We start from the raw sequence: 25,590 nt of genomic DNA, 5'->3' as shown, positions 1-25,590 counted from the left end.
CTAAACAAATAGGTATAAAAATCCTAAATAATGGCAGAAAACAGCATTAAACAAGGTAGGTAAGCAGATAAAGTGCTAAAATTGCCAGTGCTAAACCAATTTGATTTTAATAATAAAAATAGAGTTGTACATTTAATACTATTAAGCTAACCACCCTTGTATTTTATGAATATGAAAGTCCTGCTCCTCTTTATATTTACACTCTTCGCTATGGCAGGCAAAGCGCAAGACCAGTACGCCTTTAAACACCTAAACGTAGAGAGCGGACTTTCGCAAAGCTCGGTACTATCAATTGCCCAGGATGCACGGGGCTTTCTCTGGTTCGGAACCCGTTTTGGGCTCAACAAATACGATTCTCAAACTTTTAAAATCTACAATAATAAAAATGGCAATAAAAAAAGCCTGAGCACATCTTCCTATCTCTCTTCCATTGTATCGCTTAAAAACGGATCGCTGTTAATCGGCACTCAAAACGGGCTAAATAAGTACAATGAAAAGGACGATAATTTTGACCGTTATCAGCACAATGATAGCCTTCCCTCTAGCCTGAGTAACTCTACGATCAACTGCATTTATCAGGATAAAAAAAACAGGGTTTGGGTAGGCACGGCAAATGGATTAAATTTACTAACTGATACTACCCACTATCGTTTTAAGCATTTTTTATACCAGAAAAAACAAGATTTACAAATTTATACCATTACCGAAGACCACAATGGCACCCTGTGGCTAAGTACCAGCAATGGTTTAATGAATATGCGCTTCAGTGGGAACAGAGTTATTTATAAGCATTTTACGGTCTATAGCGATGAGCTTGCCAAAGCCATTGATAACCATATCACCACGATAGTAGAAGATCGTGAAAACAACCTTTGGCTTGGCACTAAACAAACTGGTGTAAGTAAGCTCAACCTAAGTACCGAAAGCATTATCAACTATAAATATTCGAGCCTTAACCCCAAGGGCATCAACAGTAATAATGTGCGTAAAATCATGCTCGATCAGGAAGGTAAACTATGGATTGGCACCTTGCACGGCATCAACATCTATAACCCGGCAACCCAAAGTTTCAGTACCTTACAGAATGAGCCCGAAAATCCTTCCAGTTTAAGCCAAAATTCGGTATACGATATCTTTCAGGACCGTCAGGGTATTATTTGGGTGGGTACTTATTATGGGGCCATCAACATGGTTTATCCCAATTATACGCCTTTTAAGGTTTATCGCAGCACTGCCACGCCAAATGGCCTGAGCAGCAATGTTGTAAGCTCAATAATGGAAGACCAACACCAAAACCTATGGATTGCTACTGAAGGTGAAGGCATTAATTATTACGATAGGAAAAACAATACGTTCACCCGTTACAAAAACAACCCCAATAACCCTTTAAGCCTAAGTGCCAACCTGGTAAAATCAGTTATCCGTGATAAAAACAATAAAGTTTGGATTGGTACACATTATGGCGGATTAAACCTTTTTAACCCCAATACCAAAACTTTTGTCAGATATACCAAGCACAAAAACGATACCTCATCTATTAGCAGCGATGAAATTACAGCTGTTTTCGAAGATAGTTATGGCCGCTTTTGGGTAGGTACCAACAGTGGCTTAAATAGCTTTAATAGTACTACTGGTAAATTTATCCGCAACCGGGTAAACGGCTCAAGCGACGCGGTAATTTACATTTTCGAAGACAGTAAGAAAACCCTGTGGGTGGCTACTAACACGGGGCTTTATCAATTAAAAAACGGTGCAACCAAATTTGCACACCGTGTAGCGGCCAATCCTGAAATTTTAAAATACAACGAAATTAGTTGCATTACCGAAGATAAGGCAGGTTACCTGTTAATTGGCACCGCTAGAAACGGAATGTTTAAACTCCTTCCCGAAAAGCACCAATATACGCGGGTAACCACACTTGATGGCCTGCCGAGCAACACTATCATGGGTATACTTGAAGATGATTTTAATAACCTGTGGATTACTACAGACAAAGGTTTATGTAAATACAACCCCAGGCAGAAAACTTTTAAAACCTACAATATTAAAGATGGACTGCCTGGCAATGAATTTAATTACAAATCATTTTTGAAAGATAGCAAAGGCGAGTTTTTCTTTGGTGGATTAAGTGGAATGGTCAGCTTTTTCCCTAGCGAGATTAAAGAAAACAAAAACACCCCGCCTGTTATTTTTACCGGACTAAAACTGTTTAATAAACCAATAGCGCTGAACACCGAAGATGGTTTACTGAAACAGAACATCAGCACCATTAAATCAATTACCTTCGAAGCAGACCAGAATGTATTTTCAATAGATTTTACACTACTTAACTTTATAAAATCCGATAAAAACCATTATGCCTACAAACTAGGAGGTTTTGAAAAAAACTGGAATTATGTCGATAATCCATCAGCCAGTTATACCAACCTCTCGCCCGGAAACTACACCCTAATGGTGAAGGGAAGTAATAATGATGGCCTTTGGACCAACAAAACCAGCACATTAAATATTAAGATTTTACCTCCATTTTATAAAACCTGGTGGGCCTATCTCTTTTACTTTTGCGCTTTTGCAGCCATTTCCTTTGTATTTATACGTTATTTATTAATAAAAGCCGTACTTAAAAAAGAAAAAGAGATTAACGAACATAAACTAGAGTTTTTCACCAATATCTCGCACGAAATCCGCACGCCTTTAACCCTTATTGTAGGCCCGTTGGATAAACTGATCGAAAATGCTAAAGACGATCCGGCATTAAACCGAGAACTGCAGCCCATTAAAAACAATGCCGACCGCCTGATGAACCTAGTTACCGAGCTGCTCGATTTTAGAAAGGCCGAAAGTGGAAAAATGGCGTTGCACATCAGTCCTGGTGATGTAGTGAAGTTTTGCAGAGAAATATTTTTGGCTTTCCAGAACATGGCCATTTCTAAAAATATCGATTATCAGTTTGAAACGGAACAGGCAGAAATTGAACTTTATTTTGATAAAGTTCAAATGGAAAAAGTGATGTTTAACCTGCTTTCAAATGCCTTTAAGTTTACCCCTGTAAACGGAAAAATTAGCTTAAAAATAGAAGTGGAAAAACAGTTGGTTAATATTAAGATCCGCGATAACGGCAAGGGCATTGCTTTAGAGAACCAGGCTAATTTATTCACCAATTTCTACCAGGCCAATACCAATACAACCATTGGTACGGGTTTAGGTTTATCTTTTTCGAAAAGTATTGTAGCGCTGCATCACGGTGAGATTACCTTCGAAAGTACTCCTCAAAGCGAAAACCAACATGGCGCTACCTGCTTTACCATAAGTTTAAAAACCGGGAAAACACATTTTAAGCCGGCAGATTTTGTAAAAGACTATGTGTATTACGATGATGCCACCAATTATGAACTCCCGGCTGCCGCAGAACATCAGCAGGCTACAGAAAGGGAAGCTGTTGTATCTCTTGCAGCTAAAAAATACAGTATTTTACTGGTAGAGGATAATGAAGATGTAAGGGCATTTATTAAAAACGCGCTGGGCAATATTTACACCATTTACGAAAGCGAAAACGGAGCCACAGGTTTGGAAATGGCATTGGAAATCATCCCCGATCTCATTATCAGCGATGTAATGATGCCCGTTATGGATGGCCTGGAACTGTGCCGAAAACTTAAAACAGATGAGCGAACCAGTCATATCCCAGTGGTATTACTCACTGCACGTTCTGCTTATATACATCAGGTAAATGGTTTCGAAAATGGTGCCGATGCCTATATTATGAAACCTTTTAACCTCAAAATACTGGAGCTGAACATTCAGAACCTCTTAAATGCACGCGAAACCATTAAACAAAAATTTGCGCAGGTAGTTACGCTCGAACCGAAAAACATGGTAATCAATACCACAGAGCAAAACTTTTTAAATAAAATTATTCAGATTATCGAAGACCGGATTGCCGATACGGAGTTTGATGTACCTACCCTGGCCACTGAAATCGGCATGAGCCAGCCTGTACTGTACAAAAAAATAAGGGCACTTACCGATCTTTCGGTTAACGATTTTATTAAATCGATACGCATTAAAAGGGCTGCACAGCTATTAAAACAAGGTGTTGGTAATATCTCAGAAATTGCCTACTCCGTGGGCTTTAGCGACCGTAAATATTTTAGCTCAGAATTTAAAAAACATTTCGGAAAAACACCGAGTGAGTTTATCAGCAACACTTAACCCATACCTATTCTGCTAACCTGTTGATCGAAATGCCTGTTCATCACACCCTGATAAACCTGTTCTGCAAGCACATACAATAAATCTGCCTTCTCAAACAGGCGTAACACAGCTGGTTCACCGATCTGGTAATTGTTTTCGTAGCGGACGGCCAGGTAAGCCTCATCAAGCAAATGTAACAGATCAACCTCTTCTTCGCCGTAGTTAAACAGCTCGGAAAGCGGCTTAACATAAGTTTTAATATACAATTGATGCACTTTAATGCGGTGCGTTTTTTTATCCTTTCCCATTACCAGAACTTCAATTGCCCGGTACATCAGATCGAAAACCTGATGAAGCATAAAAGCGCAGTATTCGAAATGCTGTTGTTTAAAATAGAAGGTTGCGCCCGATAAAAATTTATTGGCCTTATCAATTCCATTCTGGTACGCGGTGCTCACCTGATCTGCAATAAGCTGAGGTGAGCCCCCGTTTAAAAAAGTTCCAGATTTACTGAACAAACAATTTTCAGCTATGGTGGCATAGTGAAAAAACAAACTACCCTCCAGCAATGCCTGCTCCACCTCATGTACATGGAAAACGCGATAATTCAATTCCGTATGCTCGTTAAATACAATATTTAATAATGGCGTTAATTCGTTTAAAATACGTACCTGTTTAAACGGAATCATAATCAGCATTTCTTGCACGGCCTTACCGGCCAAAAAGTTGTTATGGAGATAAATATACTGAACAGGTACCGCAGCCGTAATGCCCTTTAATAAAAGCACTATCCTTTTATCTTTTAACGCAACATGCCCCAGATTTAAAGATTTACTCCGCATAATAGTCCCTTTCATCACTTTCACTTAATACAGGCTTACTAATCATCACAAAAAAAGCTTCCATCATCATCATCATGGCTTCATACTGCTCAAATAAAAATTCCTTATCTAATAGTTTAATGCTACTCTTGATACTGAAGGCAGCATATAACCATTCCAAGAGCCCTAAACGCAGCTGTTTAATTTTTTCGGGAATAAAAAAAGACCTCACAAACAGATAAGGATTTGCTATATGTGCTGCACCCAGGGTATTTATCTCACATAGTTCTTTGCTATCGCCGTTTACAAATTGATCTGTAATAGCAGGTAAACCTCCAAAAGAAACACCCTGGTAAGTTAGATTTTTGGCTGTGATCAAATAACCTGCGTTAAACAGTTTCGTAAACTGATTATAGAGGAAAAAATAATCGGCTACATCGCTCACACACTGCTCTTCTGCCAAGGCAGCTTTATACCAGTTTTTTAAATAAGCTTTATGCCCTGTAAGGTTATCCAAACTGAAGAAAAATTCAATTACCTTAAACGGATCATCAAGTAATTCCGGTTCAAGAGCCAAAGGCGATGTACTTTCGAATATGGCCATATGATAATAGCGATCGATACTTTTAAAACTATTTCTGGTAATAATCCTTTCGTGGATGAGCCAGCAAGCCTCCAGCATTTTTTTGGTGTTTTCGTAAAACGCCGCAACATACTGATCCCAGTCCAGATCGAGGTTATTTTCTAATGCCGCCAACAGCCATTCTTTGTAAACCAGCTTATAGGTATCTGATTGAAAAAACAGGAAAATATCAAGAAAGGTAAGTTTTGGATTTTGCATTTCTCCGTGGCTTAACAATTTCGGACAGTAATCAAGCAGTACCGTTTCGCGTTCCACACCACATTCGTCAGCCTCAATCGCTTTCACAAATGCGGTATCGGCTTCAATGTGGTTAAAAATTAAATCCGAATAATCGAAAAGTGGCACTAATTTTTCGTAAAAAACCAACAGCTGTGCCGGGTGCTTTTGTGGCGAAAAATCGAATTCGTTCTGTGGAGGGATTAACCAGTTCTTTAAAAAATTCAAATGATAGCTTACACCATTTGTTGAAAAGAAGCTTTCAATCGCACCAATAAATGCCATTGTTTCTTTTTTAAAATTCAGGTTTTCTTCCATAGCGTATATTTTTTAAATGATTATATTAGCTAACGAATTTAGCAAAAACACAGAAGAATTTCTAACGAAAAACAGAATTTCTTCTACAATAAAATGCAAATGACTGAAAATCAAAGACTAAAAGTTTTAATGGATTTATTGAATTTTAAAACTCAAAAAGCTTTTGCTGATGCGTTGAACATTCAAGCTGGTTCCCTATCTGATATAATGAGAGGAAAAGATGGCTTAAGAGTTTCTAACGCCATTAAAGATAAGCTAGAAATGAAATTCGACGTAAATTTAACCTGGCTTGAAGATGGAATTGGCGAACCTTTCTTTAAAAAGAAGCCAGCCGTTGGCGAAAGCAAGGAGGGCGTACCTTACTTTGATATGAGCTTATCGGATGCGAAAGACCGCATCGTAGAAGAGCAACGGGCAGAATACCTGGTAAATTATCTCCCTTTTAACGATTGTACGGCCTACTTGCCGGTTTATGGCGATAGCATGTACCCCAAATATGCTGCAGGCGAAATTATAGCCATAAAAGAAATTACCAATTACGAAATCCTACAGTGGGGCGAAGCTTATGTGGTAATGACGGATGCAGATAGTAACAGTTTACGCACTATAAAATTAATTTTTCAGCACGCTGATGATAGCAAACTCATCCTCCGTTCTTCAAATCCAAATTTTAAAGGCGATACGGTAATCAGCAAAAAGAATATCCAGGCACTTTACATCATTAAGGGGAAAATTACGAGGAATGTGATTTAATGATTTGGGTTAACTGGTTAATTGTTTAAATCGGTTAACTGTATATGCAATGTTTACCAGATGTTTAAATTGTAGAATGGATTAAACTGTTAAATGGAAACTGCCAACTGAAACTGTATCAATGGCTAACCATTTCGCCTGATCAATTTCAGCTCCATACGTCCTCCTGAACTTGTTTCAGGATCTAACCAAAAGTGATTATTTCGGTTTCAATTACTTTGGAAACTGGAAACTGCTTATAAATAAACGATAATTTTCCAACTATATATTGTCATGTTGAGCCTGTCGAAACACCTTAAAAATGTCCTTCAACAAGCTACCATTGACAGACTCCCTAAAAAAAATCGTCATTGCGAGGAGAAACGACGAAGCAATCTTTCATGCTAATGATCTTTACTATAAAAATTGCTTCACCGACTGAAAAAGCCTTTTTATAATAACGATTCATAACGAATGCTCACTCAGAACTCCAAACTAAAAAAGCGGTCCGATCAATGATCAGCCCGCTCTTTGCTTATTATAATATTATATTAACTTTTTAGTAACCCGGATTCTGGTACATTTTAACCGGATCTAATTTCACCTCATCAAAAGGAATAGGATAATACCTGTCTTTTAAGGTTACGTTAGCCAATTTAGCAATTCCATACGACGACTGTGGTTTCGCTTTTAAGTAAGTAACCAACTCCGCAGCAGTAAAATTCCTGATTAAATCAAACCATCTTTGGTGTTCGAAAGCAAACTCTACCCTACGCTCGTGTAAAATAGCAAGCTTTAAAGTCGGGAATTTAGCTGCATAATTGGCGTCCGTTTTAGCTATAGCGTATAATGGCATTCCAGCCCTTGCCCTAACCATATCTAAATATTGAATAGCTACCGCATCATTGCCCTGCAGCATATTTACTTCTGCAAGCATTAATATTACATCGGCATAACGCATTAAAATCCAGTCGTTACCTCCATAACCGTTTTTCGAAGCCGATTCACTCGCATCGCGGAATTTGGTAATAAACCAATCTTTTACCGTAGCATCATTTGCAAACTTTACAGAGAAATCTTTCCTTAAATCACTTGTTTCATATTCATTAATCAGGTCTAGCTTTACATTGCCACCGACACCGGTAGAAACCTTTAACGAATTAATGGTTTCCCCTTTCGCCTGGTTATTGGCGGCGATGCTCGAGCTGTAATTAATATCGCCCTGTTTATTAGAAATCTGGAAAATCAATTCTTTACAGGTTGTTTTTTTCGTTACGTCGAAAACATCAGTATAGGGAATTTCAGAAAGGTTGCCAAAAGCTTTCATATTATAAGCTGCCAACAGGTAAGTGTTTGCATTCGTTAGGTTTTCGGCCTTATTGTTTGGCAGGGTGGCCGCCATGGTTAAATAAACCTTGCCCAGATAGGCATTTATGGCTGCTTTCGAAGTTCTTCCAATATTCGCTGTTGCCGGAAAGTTGGGTAACGTACTGTTTAACCCGTCTTTTAAATCGGCTACAATTTGATTGTAAACATCAGCTTCGGGTGCACGGAAAACAAAGGGCATCACCTCTTCATTAGTTGATAATTGTTTTGTTACCAACGGTACCGCCCCCCACTTCCGTACCAGTTCGAAATACATAATGGCCCTTATGAATTTAGCTTCTGCAGCGTAATTTGCCTTATTAGCCTGAGTGGTAAAATTCGCTTTATCAATGTTGGATAAAATAAAATTACTTCTGGTTATCGCATTGTAAAGGGCTAACCAATGGGCTTTCAGATAGGAGTTACTTGGCAGCAGGGAAAAATCGTTAAACTGAAAAGGTTCACCCGAATTACTCTGGTTATCATTTCTTCCGGTATCGTCAGAGCGTTCATCGGTAAATAAACCACTGTTCTCACCCATAGTATTGCTGCTTCTCAACGATTGATAAGCACCATTTACTGCCAGTAAAACATCATTTTCTGTTTTAAAATAATTTTCAGGCGCTACTGCATTTGGATTCTTTTGATCCAGAAAATCCTTTTTACAAGCACCAAGGCCAATCACAACAGCCAGGGCTAAAACGATATAAATATTTTTTCTCATGTTCTGAATTTTAAAAAGTTAATTTAATGCCAAGATTATAGGTTCTCGCTAGCGGATAGTTACCATAATCTACACCCGGAGTCAAATTAGAACCTCCACTATAATCTACCTCTGGGTTATAACCCTTGTAATCGGTAATCGTAAAAGCATTATCAACACTAGCATAAATGCGGATGTTGCTCACTTTTATGGCATTAGCGAGCATTTTAGGGAAGGTATAACCTAAAGTAATATTGGTACATCTAAAGTAAGATCCATCCTGAATATAGAAAGACGATAAACGGGTACTGTTACTTTGTGTACCTGCCCGCGATGCCCGGTAGTTTAAACCACTGCCAGGGTTAGCTTCGTTTCTGTAGCGGTCGGCAACTTCTACATATTGGTTTCCCGAACCTTCAAAGTTATACAAGTAATAATCCTGTCCGTCTAAAACCTGGTTCCCATACGATCCGTTGAAGGATGCTCTTAAATCAAACGTTTTGTAAGAGGTGTTTAAGGCAAAACCATAGGTAAATTTAGGATATGGTGTGCCAATAACGGTTTTATCTGCATCGTTAACAATCCCATTCCCATCGGTATCCTGAAAGTACAAGTCACCGATTTTTGCAGGGTTTGTAGCTGATGCAGATGGTGCAACCTTACCCAGATTATCGGCAGTAATTCTACCCAACGCCTTAAATCCGTAGAACATCCCTACAGGCTGACCTTCTTGTGTAATGTGTGTTAAATACGAACGCTCTGCACCATTGGTTAAAATAGTACTCGCACCACCCATATTTAATACTTTGTTCCGGTTAACGGCAATATTTCCGCTTAGGCCCAAGGTAAAATCCTGTTTTTGGATAATTCTTCCATCCAACTGTAAATCGAAGCCTTTATTGCGGATTTTACTGTCGGCCAGATTGGTCAGGATAGATGAGGTACCTGAAATTCCAGAAACCGGCTGATTGAACAACAGGTTGTAAGAATAACTCAGATAATAATTGGCGATAATGGATACACGGTTGCGGAACAAGCTGATATCGGTACCAAAGTTGTACTGGGATGTAGATTCCCAGCCTAATTTCGGATCCTGGATCGCATTTGGCCAGATAGCAGTAGATATAGCGCTACCGAAAACCACACCATTTGGCGCACTCATTTCCTGCTGTGTCCTGTAATTCGGAATATTATTGTTTCCACTTAAACCCCAGCTTGCCCTTAACTTAACAGTTGATTGTTCGCCAAGAAAATTGTTGTAGAAATCTTCTTCCGATAGGTTCCATCCTGCGGCTATAGAAGGGAAATTACCATATTTATTCAACGGACCAAACCTTGATGAACCATCGCGACGAAATGAACCGGTTAAAAAATATTTGCTGGCATAGTTATAACTGAAACGGCCGAAATAAGAAAGTAAGGTATTGGTGGCTTTAGCTGTTTTATTCGATCCATCGGTTATTAAAGTTAAAAATCCTGCATCAGCACCTTTATCTGTAATTTCACCAATATTATCATTCTGGAAACCACTCGCAGAAATACGGATGAGATCACTGGTTGTTTTTTGCGCAGAATATCCTCCAAGCACATCAATTTTATGTTTACCAAAGGTTTTATTATAGTTTAGGGTAAACTCACCAAGCTGATCAACCTGACTAAGGGTTTGCGCAATTGCATTCGCCGCTGTTATCGCAGCAGTAGAATAAGGCGGATTATTACCATTACTTAAACTGGTTGGCAGATAAAAATCATATTTCTCATTATAGGTTTGTGTACCTAAATTGGCTTTAAAATCTAATCCTTCCAATATTTTATAAGTAGCGTTGGCATTATAGGTGCTTCTCGCCCCTTTTCTGGTAATTTTTACCTGTTCAACTGTAGCCAAAGGATTCTCTGGGTTTTGGATACCGTATTGAGAGGCTAAAGCCCCCATGCCAAACTGGATCGGATTTCCATTGGCATCCCTTGCCGGCAGATAAGGCAAGTAAATTAAAGCCGACATCATCGGACTTAAATCATAACGTCCTTCCCTCACCTCGCGGTTATCGTTCTGCGTATACGAAATGTTTGCGCCTACACGTAAACGCTCACTCACTTTGCCATCAATATTACCCCTAAAATTGGTTACTTTTTGGTTGGTGTTGGTTACAATACCATCGTTGTTCTGGTAACCGCCGCTTAAAAAGTATTTTACATCCTTAGTACCGCCAGAAAATGAAAGGTTATGGCGTTGAAAGGCTGCATTGCGGTAAAGTTCATCTTGCCAATCGGTATTATAGGCAGCAGGGATAGCCTGTTGTGTACTAAAATTATAAAGATCGGCCGGAATGCTTACACTACTGCCATTACCCACATTGGCAATACGGGTAGTATTGTTATCGCTAAACATGGCATCATTCCAGGTTTTGCCCGAGTTTACCCATAAATCTTTATAGGCATTGTTACGTCCGTCAATTAAAAGCTGTATAAACTGGTTGGCATCCAATAATTTTACTTTTTTAGCCAATTGAGAAATTCCACCCTGAACATCATATTCAAACTTTCCTTTTCCATCTGTACCTCTTTTGGTAGTAATTAACACCACCCCACCCGATGCTCTTGAGCCATAAATGGCTGCAGAAGCCGCATCTTTTAAAATGTCGATGGTTTCGATGTCCTCCGGATTGATGGATACGTTGTTTCCTGCCGGATAACCGTCAATCACGTATAAAGGATCGGAACTGGCATTAATAGAACCGATGCCCCTCACCCTGATTTTGGTACCGGAATATGGTGCACCACTTGTTTGCGATACTTGTACACCGGCAACCTTACCAACCAGGGCCTGGCCAACAGTAGGAGAAGTTAAGTTCATCTCACTGGCCTTAACACTGCTGATGGCCCCAGTTACATCCGATTTTCTAATCTTCTGGTAACCGATAGCCACAACCTCATTTAGGGTATTGCTGCTTTCTTTTAAAGTAACATTAATATTTTGGCGGCCATCAACGGCAACTTCCTGGTTATCGTAACCAATATAAGAAAATACTAAAATTGCACCTTCCTCAACCGAAATGGAGTATTTACCATTGGAATCGGTAACGGTTGTTTTTTTTGTCTTCTTTTCGAAAACACTTACACCAGGTAAAGGTTGTTTATTTTGATCGGTAACTGTTCCGCTTACAGTGGCAAATACTTTATTATGTATGCCCGAAGCAGTTACTTCATGATTAATCGCTATTGCATTGGAATTACAGACGGCCAGTAAACCGATAGGCAAAAGCAATTTCCGGCAAGCACTTTTTATACTTGCGGTTAAAAAAAATGATGTCATCTTTTTGTTCTTAGTAATGGTTTTGAAATATAATTGGGATTTTGTTTTAAGTAGAAGTGTAGATTTTCACATTTACATAGGCTTATCCTTTAAGGTTAACAAGTAATTTTTGAGCGTTCTACAGCGGCAAAAGTAGCGGCGTACTTTTAACAAGATGTATTTATTATGTTAACTCTACACACCGTTTTGAGCTGGCACTTTAAATTAATATTAAGCGATTAGATATATGATAAATCGTTTTAACAACCATCAAAACATAACTTCTTCTTAATGTTTCTTTAATGGCAGGTGTTTAATTTTGTTTCCAAAACTTTTCGATGAAATACCTTTATGCTTTCCTTATGCTCGGCCTGTTCTGCAAAGACTTAGCTGCACAGGATGCACCACAACAGTCTTATCAATTAATTAAGACCAGGAACGAAGTACAATACAAAAATTATTATCTGCTTACACTTTTTCAGCAATTGCCCGAACTGCGTAAAATGCTTAGCACAGATACGGCGTTCAACAACATCTATAAATCAAAAACGGCACAGGTAAATGAAGCGGCGAAAACCTGTAAAACAGAGATTAGCTGTTACACTAAAGCCTTAAAATTTACCGATGAGGAAATAGCCCATATTGGAAACCGTTTGGCGCTGCTTTATACAGAAAATAATCCATTGGGAGATTTGGTAAAAAATCATCTGATCCCCTCAGGCTGCTATGCCATGTTTGCCAAAGAACAGCACAAAACCCTTTTAGTTAAAGCATGGGAACAAGATGCCAATGCAGTAAATTATGCAATTGGCGTTTACGTAGAAGGAAACAAGCCCAATTACCCGAAAATAGATTCGATCAGCTTTACTTTAACAGATAAAACGTTTGCAGAGCTCACATCAGCTAGTGCATTGTTATCCCTGCAGGGCAATAATAAGCTCTTTTTCGAACCTGCCATGTTATTTGCACTGGAAGCTTTAGAATTGAACGAACGCAATGATGCCGCCGATTACGAACCGATGGCTAAAGGCGTAAACCTTGCCACCATTAACCAGATCAAAAAAACGGATTGGAAAAAATATCCTTATAGTGTGATTTTAGTTCCAGGTGCTGGCCCGGAGGAAAAAGATGTTGCGCTCAGCCCTGGCGGAATGATCCGTTGCAGGTTAGCGGCCTTGCAATACCATAAAGGCATGGCACCATTTATCGTGGTTTCGGGCGGCCGCGTTCACCCTTATAAAACCAAGTTCAGTGAAGCATACGAAATGAAGAAGTTTTTAATGGAAACCCTTCAGATACCCGAAAGTGCCATTATTATGGAGCCACATGCCCGCCATACCACCACCAATATGCGTAATTGTGCAAGACTGATGTTCAGGTACGGTATGCCAATAGATAAAGCAGGGATGGTTTGCACTGTAAAATCGCAAAGTTACTACATTACCGATATCTTGCTCGAACGCTGTAAAAAGGAACTCGGCTACTATCCTTATAAAAACGGAAAACGTTTAAGTGATTCCGAATCTGAATTCTACTTAAATACAACATCCTTACAAATTGATTTTGATGAACCTTTAGATCCTTAGTTTATGAAAACATTAAACCCAATTTTAGTCCTGATCGTGATGTTTTTTGTGGCCAGGTACAGCAAAACGGAGGGAAAAATCACGAAAACAGTTACAATCGACTCATTAGGTGCCTGTCAGGGGATTTCTCACCAAAATGGCCGTTATTTTCTTTACGGCGACAGAGAAGTGGGCGTAATGCGCGAATATCAGCTCCGGAAAGACTCGTTGATTTATCAGCACAAGCAATACAAATTCACTGTTAAAGGCGAAAATATCATCAAACATCCCACCGGCATTGCTTTCCACAAGGGCTTGCCCACATTTGTGGGTAATTCGGTAAAACAAAATGCAGAAGGTACCGCTTGGAAAGCGGTAATTAACTGCATCAACTGGCAAGGTTTTTTAAAGACGAAAACATTGGACGGAAATTTGATAAAATCCATTGAAGATGATGCCTGTATCCAGGGTACTCGACCAGAATATGTAAATTATAAAGGGAAGTGGTTCGTAGCAACGGCCGATTATGGCAATAAAGCCAATGAAGTACGATTATACAACCCAATAGCCTTATCAAAAGCTGATAAAACAAGTGAAAAGGGAATTCTCTTTAAAAAATTCACCTGCTCACCATGGGTCCAAAATCTACACTGGATTGCAGATAAAGGTATTTTGGTTTTAATCCAGAACCAAATTGAGGGCCGTAAATGGAGATTAACTTTTCTTAATTTGGAAAAATCGCTTGCCAGCGGGCAGGAATCTGTTATTAAAGTTATAGACACCGATAAACCGGATGAACTGGAAGGTTTTACCTTTACAGATCAGGCCGGCAAAGGGATTGCCGTAAGTTCTTCACGCAAAAACAATGTAAGTTTTATGGATTTTGCGGTTGGCGGGTAGCGTTTGGTGCTAAGCTCAACAATAAATAACATGTCGTCTATCGGTTGGTGTCTCACCGACCGAAAACGGAATTGTTTGTATATTGAAATTAGGAAATGGAGGGCTTGTGGTTCTTGGCGGTTTGCAGTCCCGCTTTCCACTTCAAGTCCGCACTCGTTCCTCGCTTACGGGCTTTGCATTGCAATCGGGTTTATAAGCTACGGGTTGTGCACCCTGCAACCTCACAAATGAAAAACTACCTTAACCTATTAGCCCCGGTTGAAGCGTTACCCTGCAGCAACGAGGTACGAGGAAGCGAAGCGTAAAAGCGGAAGACGGGAAGAAATTTAGTGTGTTTGCAGAAGCCTTCCGCTCCAAAATAAGCTCGCAGTGTCCCATTATTCTATCGGTTGGTGTCTCACCGACCGAAAACGAATTGTTTGTATATTGAAATTAGGAAATGGAGGGCTTGTGGTTCTTGGCGGTTTGCAGTCCCGCTTTCCATTTCAAGTCCGCACTCGTTCCTCGCTTACGGGCTTTGCATTGCAATCGGGTTTAGGAACAATGGGTTATGCACCCCGCAACCTCACAAATGAAAAACTACCTTAACTGCTTAGCCCCGGTTGAAGCGTTACCCTGCAGCGACGAGGCACGAGGAAGCGAAGCGTAAAAGCGAAAGACGGGAGGAAATTTCCTGTTTAGCACAGGTCTTGCGCTCCAAATATAAGCTTATTCTATCGGTTGGTGTCTCACCGACCGAAAACGCAATTGTTTGTATATTGAAATTAGGAAATGGAGGGCTTGTGGTTCTTGGCGGTTTGCAGTCCCGCTTTCCATTTCAAGTCCGCACTCGTTCCTCGCTTACGGGCTTTGCATTGCAATCGGGTTTAGGAACACGGGCTTGTGCACCCCGCAACCTCACAAATGAAAAACTACCTTAACTGCTTAGCCCCGGTTGAAGCGTTACCCTGCAGCGACGAGGCACGAGGAAGCGAAGCGTAAAAGCGAAAGACGGGAGGAAACTTCCTGTTTAGCACAGATCTTGCGCTCCAAATATAAATTTTATTGTGCTTTAACATATATGGCGAAATCATACAATTAAATAGCGCCCCCTTCTTTACTTTCCCTTTACACATCTTCGTCGTATCTTTATTAATCAAAAAAAAGAAGATATATGAATACTGAAAAAGCCATTCTTGCAGGCGGCTGCTTTTGGGGAGTAGAAGAACTGATCCGTCATTACCCTGGCGTTATCTCAACAGTTGTGGGGTACACCGGTGGCGATGTTCCCAATGCCACCTACCGGAACCATGGCACACATGCCGAAGCCATTGAAGTTACTTTTGATCCCACTGTTTTAACCTACCGCAAATTATTGGAATACTTCTTTCAGATCCACGATCCGAGTACGCGCAACAGACAGGGAAATGATGTGGGTACCTCATACCGCTCAGCTATTTTCTACAATAGTGAAGAACAGAAAAACACCGCAAATGCATTAATTGCCGAGTTAGATGCGTCTGGCAAATGGCCTGGCAAAATTGTAACCGAGGTAGTACCTGAAACAGATTTCTGGAATGCTGAAGAAGAACACCAGGATTATTTACAGAAAAACCCTTACGGTTATACCTGCCATTTCGAAAGGCCAGACTGGAAATTATAGATAAGATCGTCATTCGACTAATCCCCGTGGTCTGTGTCCCCACAGACCGCCTAGATTCTTAGAAAAGATTTATCCATTTCGTTGCACTTCAGGAAATGACGATATAGATTCATTTCCATTGTGGAGAAATCCTTGATGTAACGTATAAAAACAAAATGGTCTGTGAGGACACAGACCATGGAAAAAAATTATATAAAGGCAATTTTCTTAATCGAAAATTGCCTTTTTGTTTAAAACATAATCATAACAGATCACTAATCATCATCATCTTTTTTCTTCTTCTCCAAAATCACAAAAGCACTCCGTTTTGGCGCTGGCATTACCGATTGTTCGCCTTTAACCGATTTCCACACCACTTCATTTAAATCTAAATCCGGGGCCGAATCTTCCTTTGCAAAATTGAACAGTTCAGAACGTCTGCTGCTCTCATTCACCGCCACATTCCTGGTATCTAAATCAATAAGCGGCTGAATCACATTATAAGGTGTAAAATCAGGCGTAGCGGTAAAACACTCATACAGCGGCATGGCAGCAGCATCGTACTGGCTCATTGGCGGCAAACCTAAAATAAGTTCCATCGTTCTTAAAAACCCGGAAGTAGAATACATCGTATGAACAGGCGTATGCCTTTTTACGTATGGTCCAACCACATAAGCTGGCGAACGGTGTGCATCAACATGATCTGGCCCATTCTGTGCGTCATCTTCCAAAATAAAAACAACCGACTCTTTCCAGATCGAGCTATGTGATAAATGCTCCAGAATACGGCCTACGGCTAAATCGTTATCGGCAACTGCCGCCTGTGGCGAATATTTACCTTTTTTTTGCCCACTGGTGTGGTCATTAGATATCCTTAAAGTATTAAATTGAGGCACCGCATCTGCTACCAATAACGAATCGAAATCGTGCTGCCAGGCATCTACCCTTACCTGATCCTTAATATCCATATCAAATCCTGGTGACGCAGCACACATATGGCCCTGTAGCGATTTAATATTAGCCTTACCATAATCGCCAAATTCGCCATAACTGCGGTAACTTACTCCTGCCCGCTGACAGTAATCCCAGATAAAACCACCTTTAGGATAAGTAACGGGCCTACCACCTTCGAAGGTGGTGCTTCCGCCACGTGCACCATAACTGGTTGGCCATGTTTTTTCCACAACATCAGTTGCATAGGCAGCCATGCTCCAGTTGTGTCCATCTGCACTTACCTCTGCATCAACATAGAAATTATCGAGTAGTACATAGTTTTCGGCAAAGGCATGCTGGTTAGGCGTAATCTTTCTGCCAAAAAGCGTTAAGCTGGAATCGCCGTTACCTTTTGGCATATCGCCAAGCACCTGATCGTATGTCCTGTTTTCTTTAATGATATAAAAAACATGCTTCATAGGCGATTTTTCTCCCTGCTTACGTGGAATAGGGTTTCCAGCTTCGCCATCGGCAGTTATTGCGCGCTTATCCGTAAAAGGTGTATTGGCATAAACCTGTTTGGTATATAATTTTAACTGCTCGGGTTTTGGTGCATCAATAAAGGATAAAGTGCCTTTAAACAAGCCAGCAATATATTGCAGCCTGCTGTTGGCTGTGCTTCCCATTTGATAACCACTGTTATCTACTTTAGAAATGGGTTGTGGTCCCTTTGGGTTGGCCATAGAAGTATTGCCTTTGCCATTGGTAACCAAAATTTTCGAACCCAAAACCTTAACACTTGTTGGGTACCAGCCCACCGGAATAAAACCCTGGCTTTGGCTTACCCCTGGTTTGCTTACATCAAAAACAGCCAAGCAATTGTTATCGGCATTGGCGATGTACAAAGTTTTCTCATTGGCACTTAAAGCCAGGCCATTGGTGGTAGAACCTGTTAACTGAGTGGCATAAAGCGTGGTGGCAATGGTTTCGATTACCTTGTTATTTACAGTATTGATTACCGAAACCGTATTATCGTTGGCATTGGCTACAAATAAAATATTTCCTTTTTTATTTAGCAGAAGCTCATTCGGATGATCGCCAACGGGAATCTGCTGAATAATGCTTTCTGATTGTAAATCGATAACAGCTACCGCTTTTCCGCCCCAAAGCGAAACATACAGTTTACGCTCGTCGGCAGCCAGGGTACAGCTATAAGCAATGGCAGGAAGCTGTATTTTTTTAACGATCTGCCTTTCAACAGGATTAATAATATACAAACTGCTGTCTTCTTTAGTTACAGTATATAATTTACTGTTATTTTTATTGACCACAATCCCTGCCGGACTTATTTTTCCTTTTGGCCAAACCGGACCAAGTTTAATGGTGTCGCTTTTTACGAACTTATCATTCTGGATATTAAAATCTAAAATCCAATTGTCGTTACCACCTGATGCATAAAGATGTTTTTCATCTTTACTAAAAGCTATCCCGTACCACGATTTGGCCAGCACCTTTTCGTCGATAATCTGTTCGGTTTTAGGATCGATAAGCTGTAGCGACTGCGTACTCTGACCGTTATTGGTAACGGCGAGGTATTTGCCCGATGCACTAAGCTGCATATTTAAGGGCAAATCGCCTAACTGTAACGAATGCCCCGCCGGACTTAATTTCCAACCGTTGGGCAACAAAATTTGCTGGGTGCTTTCGTTTTTGCCAGGCCATTGTGCAAACCCTTTTTGGATGAACAGGAAGCTGAGTAATATAAATATGTATGATTTTTTCATTTTCTTAAGTTAAGGATTGCCGCATTAGCGGTGAAGATTAAAATTAACCAGGGCCCTGATGGTATAGCCATTGCCTGAGGCGACAGAACCGATTTCGCGGATAGCCTCTGATGGGATTACCTGACTACGGGTGGCGTAGAAAACAGGTCCACCAGAAATAGAGAACGAAAGTTTCGAGTGGTTAGGTTCCAGGTTGATTGATGGCCCGATCATTACCTTTGCGCCACCTTCTGCCTCGTCTTGTTCCCAAAAGCCTTCTAAATCTTGCCCTAAGGCTTCGAAGCCAAGGTATAAAACGTTAGAAACGCGATGTTGATATCCAAAACTGCTAATAAAATCAAGCTTATCTCTGGTTCTATTAAAGGCTTTTTCGAAACGAAGATTACCCGCCATTCTCCAATTTGTCTTGTCGAATGAAGCGGTAATCCTGCTAATGGCAGAACCAACACTCGACCAATCTCTGCTTAAACCTAAACCAGCACCTAACCTAAAACCACTTATGCCTTTGCCTCCCACTAAATCTCTAATTACTTCAGCCTGCTGCGCAGATGTTACGCCTCCTGAATTGGCAAAACCGATTGCCGCAGTGGCATACAAGGTAAATCTGCTGCCTAAATAACCTTTAACCCCAAACTGTTGTCCCAAGCCATCGTATCCGAACTGCCCGTTTGTCCGCTCGCCGTAACTTCCGGAATAATGAATATTCCAGCGCGGATTCTCAGCAGTTAATGTATTCAGCGAAAACATAAAGGGTTGAGCAGCATCAGTGCCGGTTTTAACTTCCTGCTTGGTTTCGCCTATTTTCTGTGCAGCACAGTTTAAAATGGTACCTGCAAAAATGAGCATCAAAAATGTTTTTTTCATGGTTATTGTTTAATAGCTAGAATTTCGTTTCATTTAACAATGGCGATCCACTTGCATTTACCTGATAAGTTTGGATCTTATCATTTTCATCTACCTCTACTATCCGGTAACCTTTATAGGCTGTGCCCCAGTTGCCGCCAATATGAGCATCAAAAAAATGCGGCAGCTTATCGGTATAAAATACAGCATCTAAACTATGATCGTGGCCATGAAATACAGCTTTCACGTTGGTATAGCTGTGCAAAAGTTTAAGGGTATCAGGGCACTCAACAAAGGGGCTCTCTGGCACCCAGAAATGTGGCGGGATATGCAATACCACAAACACCGTTTTTAAATCTTTAAACTTATCCAGTTCCTGCTTTAAAAAATCGTTGTTCGGGCACAGATAGGCGCCTTTTGTATCCGAAGTATTGGCCAGAACAAAGCCAACCCCGTTTTTTTCGAAAGAAAAGTTATCCTCATAACCAAAAACCGATTTCCAGAGTGGGGTATCTGCATGGTCATGGTTGCCCGGTACGGCATAAAAAGGAACCTTTAAACGGTCGTAATAATCCTTTTTTACTTCTTTCAGTAATTCAGGCCTGTCATGCACCAGATCGCCGTTGATAATTACAAAGTTTAATGGATTTTTATCGTGCGATTCATTTAACCACTTTACAATATTCTCATGGTGCAGTTTGTAATCTGTTCCAGGCTGACCATAATGTCCATCTGATGCAATGGCGAAACGCAATTTAGGTACTTTGCCCAATCTGGCAGGCGCAGTGTGTTCTTCAGCAAATGAAGGGAGAACTGGTGATAAACCTGCCACTACTGCAGCAGCTAAGCCACTTTTTAGAAAAAACCGTCTGTTAGACATAATATTAAATAAATATGTTTTGTTTCAACTGGCAAAATTCGGCCAGTCAGGCTTCTTAAACATAAATTTAATGTTATGATTAGGTTAATGGAACCTTATCTGTGTATCAATTTTATAACAGAAAGATTTAACGATTGCTATGTTGAGATCATTTAACTACAGTATCATGAGTCTTCAACAAGCTCAGACTGACAGTTAAAAAAGGATTTATTTTTTTGTAAAATACAAAAGCATATGTTATCCTGAGCCTGTCGAAGGACCATTAATAGATCATTTAAGAAGTTCTTCCTGTAGTAAACCCTAAAGAATAATAACCGCCTGCTTTATGACCATACAGGCTTATTCCCCGGTCTGTGTCCTCACAGAACGGAAAGCAAATAATTTCTGCCTATTGAATACTTGATAAAAGCCAACTGGAAGGTCTGTGAGGACACAGCCCCTGGATTAGGCTATAGAATAACAATCGCTTGTTTCACCATTAAATATCCCGCAAGTGCAAATAAAAATATGGCGATAGATTTATTGATAATCAGGCTGCTAAGGGCAAATTTTTCTTGGATGTAAGTGGCGAAGTGTGCATATAAATATAAGGCAAGCGTAGAACCAACGCCCGAGCCCAGACTAAAAATCACTAATGAGAGGTAATCCGTCTCAATCCATTGGTGTAAAATTACATAATTGCCAAAAAACAACCAGAATGGAATCTGGACGGGGTTTAACACCCCTAAAATTAATCCATACAAAACACTTCCACTGCGTTTATCCTCTTTCGCATTACTGGTTTTAGGTACTTTTTTGCGGTTTTTCCAGGTAATGGTTCCCATTACCAAAAACATCACAATCATAAAACAATCCACCAGAGTACTTAAGCGAACTTCACTTACAGCCTCATTCGGATTAATATCACTCATGGCCCAGCGGGCAAAGCGCATCATACCGAAGGTAAAAAACACTTCTACACAAGAGAAGGAAAGAATAAAGTACCAAACCTGCCGCATACCCTTGTTAATGGCAAGCTGTGCAACAGTGAGATTAATGTTACCGGGAGGAATATACCCCATGGCATTGAGAATGATGCCGATGAAAAACGTTAGAAAAAGCATTGCCGAAATTATGGATTTAAATTTAAATGCGATGCTAAATATTTTCCAGTGTACGATTTTTCAACCTTAACCAAATCTTCGGGTATACCCTCAAACACCACATTACCGCCACCATCGCCACCTTCAGGACCAATATCGATCACCCAATCGGCGCATTTAATCATATCCATATTGTGTTCAATCACCAAAATGGTATTACCCTGCTCTATCAGTGTATTTAATGCTTTCAAGAGTTTTTTAATATCGTGGAAGTGCAAACCAGTGGTGGGCTCATCAAAAATAAACAGCGTTTTATTGGCATTGTTACCCTTAATCAAGAACGAAGCCAGTTTGATCCGCTGCGCCTCACCACCCGATAAGGTATTAGAAGATTGGCCTAAATGCACATAGCCCAAACCAACATCAACCAAAGGATTTAATTTATTGAGTATCTTCTGCTCATCCTTAAAAAACTCAACCGCTTCGTCGATGGTCATATCCAAAATCTCGGATACGTTTTTCTCTTTATAGGTTACATCTAAAACCTGTTGTTTAAACCGCTTACCGTTACAGGCCTCGCAAGGCAGGTAAATATCGGCCATAAACTGCATTTCAATCTTTACCTCGCCCTCACCCTGGCAAACATCGCAACGGCCACCTTCTACGTTGAAAGAGAAAGCAGCAGGTTTTAAGCCAGCAGCTTTTGCAGCAGCCAAACCCGAAAACAGTGCCCGGATATCATCCCAGGCTTTAACATAAGTAACCGGATTAGAACGGCTCGAACGGCCAATCGGATTCTGATCGACCAATTCTACTGCACTGACCAGATCATAATTGCCAAAAATACCATCATAAGCACCAGTTTGTTCACCAGCATAGTTTCCTATTGCTTTTTGCAATGCCGGGTATAAAATCTTTTTAACCAAGCTTGTTTTACCCGAACCCGAAACCCCACTTACTGCGGTAAATACCCCTAGCGGAAATTTAACATCAATATTTTGCAGGTTGTTTTCTCTTGCACCTTTAATCAGAATATGGTCTTTCCATTTCCGTCGTTTATCCGGGATGGCAATTTTTTCTAATCCCGATAGGTACCGGCCAGTTAAACTATTTTTATCTTTTAGAATCTCCTCATAATTACCACTAAAAACCAAATTACCTCCATGGGTACCTGCCTCGGGGCCAATATCGATAATATGATCGGCTGCGCGCATCATTTCTTCTTCGTGCTCTACCACCAAAACGGTATTGCCCACATTACGGAGCGAAATCAACACTTCGATCAGTTTGTTCGTATCACGTGGGTGCAAACCAATACTCGGTTCGTCCAAAACGTAAATAGAGCCCACCAAACTACTTCCCAACGAAGTTGCCAGGTTAATCCTTTGCGATTCTCCACCAGAAAGGGTATTCGATAAACGGTTCAAGGTAAGGTAACCTAAACCTACATTGTTTAAATAAAGAAAGCGGTTATCAATCTCTGCCAGCAAACGTTTGGCAATTTTGGTATCGTTGGTATTTAATTTTAGCTCTTTAAAAAAAACCAGGGCTTTGGCCAAAGGCATCAGCACCACATCAATAATCGATTTTTCAGCAATCTTTACGTAAGATGCATCTTTACGTAAACGCGAACCTTTACAATCAGGACAAGTAGTTTTACCCCGGTAACGTGATAACATTACGCGGTACTGAATTTTATAGGTCTGCTCTTCCAGCTCTTTGAAAAAAGCATCTAAACCTGCAAAGTATTTATTTCCGGTCCAAAGTAACTGCTGTTCTGTTTCTGTTAGCGCACTGTAAGGCCGGTGGATCGGGAATTCGAATTTCGGGGCAGCTTTAATAAAATTCTGCAACCATACATTCATTTTTTCGCCGCGCCAGGGCGCAATAGCATTATCGTAAATACTTTTGCTCTTATCAGGAATAACCAGGTCTTCATCAATACCGATTACGTTTCCATAACCTTCGCAGCGTTTACAGGCGCCGTAAGGATTGTTAAAAGAGAAAAAATTTGGCGTAGGTTCTTCGAATTTTATTCCATCCAGTTCAAAACGGTCGCTAAAATGTTTCGTTTTACCCTGAGCCTCTACATAACAGTCACCTTTACCTTCAAAAAAAGCGGTCTGTGCAGAATCGGCCAGTCTACTTAATGTTTCTTCTTCCTGGTTGGTTACAATACGGTCGATCAGGATCTGAACGGTTTTATCATCTGTCAGTTCTGCATCTTTAAAATCAGCATCGTCTAAAACCGTTTCTATCTTTTCTATTTTATCGTTGATCAGCACACGTAAAAATCCTTTCTGTAATAAAATAGCCAGTTCTTCTTTAATCGTACGGTTGTTATGCGGATATAAGGGGCAAAAAATCGTTACTGTTGTATCCTCGGGCATGGCATTTACGTAATCTACCACCGTGCTTACCGAATCCTTTTTCACTTCTTTGCCCGAAACAGGCGAAATGGTTTTCCCTATGCGCGAGAAAAGCAGTTTCAGATAATCGTAAATTTCAGTAGAGGTACCAACGGTAGAGCGTGGATTGGAAGTAATAACCTTTTGTTCTATGGCAATTGCCGGAGCAATACCTTTAATATAATCAACATCAGGTTTATTCATCCTGCCCATAAACTGACGGGCGTACGATGATAAACTTTCTACATATCGGCGTTGCCCCTCGGCATATAAAGTATCAAATGCAAGCGAAGATTTCCCCGAACCAGACATACCCGTTACCACCACAAGTTTATTCTTTGGAATGGCAACATCGATGTTTTTTAAGTTGTGCACACGGGCACCTTTTATGATAATATTTTTATGTGGATCTTTTTCGGCCTCTTTTTTGCTCATGTATGGTAACGAATATAAATATATAACCCCATAATGTTGTTAGGGTTTTAAGAACATACAAAAATAGGGTACTGAGACGGTTAATTTATTTTTTAACATTTTATTTTTTGTTTTTTGATAAAAAAATAACTTTCTTTGAACATTAACAACCTCAAAACCAAACTAACACATATCAAAAAACATAGGAGAGCAGCTATAGAAATTAAACATCTACAAATTAATTTTTAGCAAATAGTACGGGATTTAGTGTAGGTAAACCTATGAATTTACAATCATATAATGATCAGGACCTGGTAAAGGTATATATTACCGGGAACGAGAATGGATTGCAGGAACTTTTAAGAAGACATAAAAGTAAAATTTATACCTCTATCTACTTATTGGTGAAAGACCAATATCTGGCGGAGGATATTTTTCAGGATGCTTTTATAAAAGTAATTAATACCCTGCGATCAGGAAGATATAACGAAGAAGGCAAGTTTTTGCCTTGGGTAATGCGTATTGCGCATAACCTGGTTATCGATTATTTCAGAAAAGAAAAGAGAACACCCATCATTACCAGTGCTGATGGCATGGATGTATTCAATATGCTACACTTTTATGATGAGAGCGCAGAAGATAAAATGCTTCGCGATCAAACCCATAAAGATTTAAAAGCAATGATCCATTTATTGCCTGATGAGCAAAAAGAAGTGCTCCTCATGCGTCATTACGCAGATTTAAGCTTTAAAGAAATAGCAGATTTAACTGATGTAAGCATTAATACAGCTTTGGGCCGTATGCGTTATGCCCTCAGTAATTTGCGCAAAATGCTTAAAACAAAAGAGATGACCTATAAAGGGTAGCATAAATGTT

15 protein-coding genes are annotated in these 25,590 nt (G+C 40.1%); 6 read left to right on the top strand and 9 right to left on the bottom strand.

All coding sequences use genetic code 11. The features are described 5' to 3' along the window. Nucleotides 1-165: 165 nt before the first annotated feature. Entirely contained in the window at nucleotides 166-4,212 is a 4,047-nt protein-coding gene (locus tag FHT21_RS00770; RefSeq protein ID WP_167292900.1) for a two-component regulator propeller domain-containing protein, read from the top strand. Here FHT21_RS00770 and FHT21_RS00765 read toward each other — a convergent pair. Both FHT21_RS00765 and FHT21_RS00760 read right to left on the bottom strand, forming a co-directional pair. Then, complete coding sequence (locus FHT21_RS00765; protein ID WP_167292899.1) at nucleotides 4,209-5,051, bottom strand: HEPN domain-containing protein; 843 nt, start codon at nucleotides 5,049-5,051, stop codon at nucleotides 4,209-4,211. The two genes, FHT21_RS00770 and FHT21_RS00765, sit on opposite strands and share 4 nt — an antisense overlap. Further along, nucleotides 5,026-6,192 carry a hypothetical protein gene (locus FHT21_RS00760; protein ID WP_167292898.1) on the bottom strand — a complete coding sequence of 389 codons (1,167 nt, stop codon included), beginning with the start codon at nucleotides 6,190-6,192 and terminating at the stop codon, nucleotides 5,026-5,028. Before FHT21_RS00760 ends, FHT21_RS00765 begins: the two co-directional genes overlap by 26 nt. 99 nt (nucleotides 6,193-6,291) lie before the next feature. Between FHT21_RS00760 and FHT21_RS00755 the strand changes: the two genes are divergently transcribed. Further along, nucleotides 6,292-6,945: a helix-turn-helix transcriptional regulator gene (locus FHT21_RS00755; protein ID WP_167292897.1), complete on the top strand. Its 654-nt coding sequence runs from the start codon at nucleotides 6,292-6,294 to the stop codon at nucleotides 6,943-6,945. A gap of 538 nt (nucleotides 6,946-7,483) precedes the next feature. Here FHT21_RS00755 and FHT21_RS00750 read toward each other — a convergent pair. After that, a complete protein-coding gene (locus tag FHT21_RS00750; protein WP_167292896.1) occupies nucleotides 7,484-9,013 on the bottom strand; it encodes a RagB/SusD family nutrient uptake outer membrane protein in 1,530 nt (509 codons plus the stop codon). A gap of 10 nt (nucleotides 9,014-9,023) precedes the next feature. Beyond that, the gene (locus FHT21_RS00745) at nucleotides 9,024-12,305 is read right to left on the bottom strand and encodes a TonB-dependent receptor (RefSeq protein WP_167292895.1); all 3,282 of its coding nucleotides are present in this window, start codon (nucleotides 12,303-12,305) and stop codon (nucleotides 9,024-9,026) included. A gap of 317 nt (nucleotides 12,306-12,622) precedes the next feature. Between FHT21_RS00745 and FHT21_RS00740 the strand changes: the two genes are divergently transcribed. The 3 genes from FHT21_RS00740 to msrA all read left to right on the top strand — a co-directional run bounded on the left by FHT21_RS00740 (nucleotide 12,623) and on the right by msrA (nucleotide 16,391). Then, nucleotides 12,623-13,870, top strand: a complete 1,248-nt coding sequence (locus FHT21_RS00740; protein ID WP_167292894.1) for a YdcF family protein — start codon at nucleotides 12,623-12,625, stop codon at nucleotides 13,868-13,870. A 3-nt stretch (nucleotides 13,871-13,873) separates the two neighbouring features. Next, the gene (locus FHT21_RS00735) at nucleotides 13,874-14,749 is read left to right on the top strand and encodes a hypothetical protein (RefSeq protein ID WP_167292893.1); all 876 of its coding nucleotides are present in this window, start codon (nucleotides 13,874-13,876) and stop codon (nucleotides 14,747-14,749) included. 1,153 nt (nucleotides 14,750-15,902) lie between these two features. Next, complete coding sequence (gene msrA / locus FHT21_RS00730) at nucleotides 15,903-16,391, top strand: peptide-methionine (S)-S-oxide reductase MsrA (RefSeq protein WP_167292892.1); 489 nt, start codon at nucleotides 15,903-15,905, stop codon at nucleotides 16,389-16,391. Between the two features lie 254 nt (nucleotides 16,392-16,645). On the opposite strand, the gene FHT21_RS00725 is transcribed toward msrA, so the two are convergent. The 5 genes from FHT21_RS00725 to uvrA form a co-directional block, all read right to left on the bottom strand. Next, nucleotides 16,646-19,087, bottom strand: a complete 2,442-nt coding sequence (locus FHT21_RS00725; protein ID WP_167292891.1) for a bifunctional YncE family protein/alkaline phosphatase family protein — start codon at nucleotides 19,085-19,087, stop codon at nucleotides 16,646-16,648. Between the two features lie 24 nt (nucleotides 19,088-19,111). Then, the gene (locus FHT21_RS00720; RefSeq protein ID WP_167292890.1) at nucleotides 19,112-19,951 is read right to left on the bottom strand and encodes a hypothetical protein; all 840 of its coding nucleotides are present in this window, start codon (nucleotides 19,949-19,951) and stop codon (nucleotides 19,112-19,114) included. A gap of 16 nt (nucleotides 19,952-19,967) precedes the next feature. After that, nucleotides 19,968-20,810 (bottom strand): metallophosphoesterase, encoded by an 843-nt coding sequence (locus tag FHT21_RS00715; protein WP_167292889.1) that lies wholly within the window; start codon nucleotides 20,808-20,810, stop codon nucleotides 19,968-19,970. 449 nt (nucleotides 20,811-21,259) lie between these two features. Beyond that, nucleotides 21,260-21,913, bottom strand: a complete 654-nt coding sequence (locus FHT21_RS00710; RefSeq protein WP_167292888.1) for a LysE family transporter — start codon at nucleotides 21,911-21,913, stop codon at nucleotides 21,260-21,262. 8 nt (nucleotides 21,914-21,921) lie between these two features. Continuing rightward, entirely contained in the window at nucleotides 21,922-24,735 is a 2,814-nt protein-coding gene (gene uvrA / locus FHT21_RS00705; protein ID WP_167292887.1) for an excinuclease ABC subunit UvrA, read from the bottom strand. Nucleotides 24,736-24,995: 260 nt separating this feature from the next. On the opposite strand from uvrA, the gene FHT21_RS00700 reads away from it, so the two are divergent. Continuing rightward, nucleotides 24,996-25,580 carry a sigma-70 family RNA polymerase sigma factor gene (locus FHT21_RS00700; RefSeq protein WP_057933765.1) on the top strand — a complete coding sequence of 195 codons (585 nt, stop codon included), beginning with the start codon at nucleotides 24,996-24,998 and terminating at the stop codon, nucleotides 25,578-25,580. Nucleotides 25,581-25,590 lie beyond the last annotated feature (10 nt).

The sequence above is a fragment of the Pedobacter sp. SG908 genome (assembly GCF_011759615.1).
GTDB lineage: Bacteria > Bacteroidota > Bacteroidia > Sphingobacteriales > Sphingobacteriaceae > Pedobacter > Pedobacter riviphilus.
The sequence above is the reverse complement of the archived record's forward strand: the minus strand, read 5'-3'. Positions and strand labels throughout refer to the sequence as shown.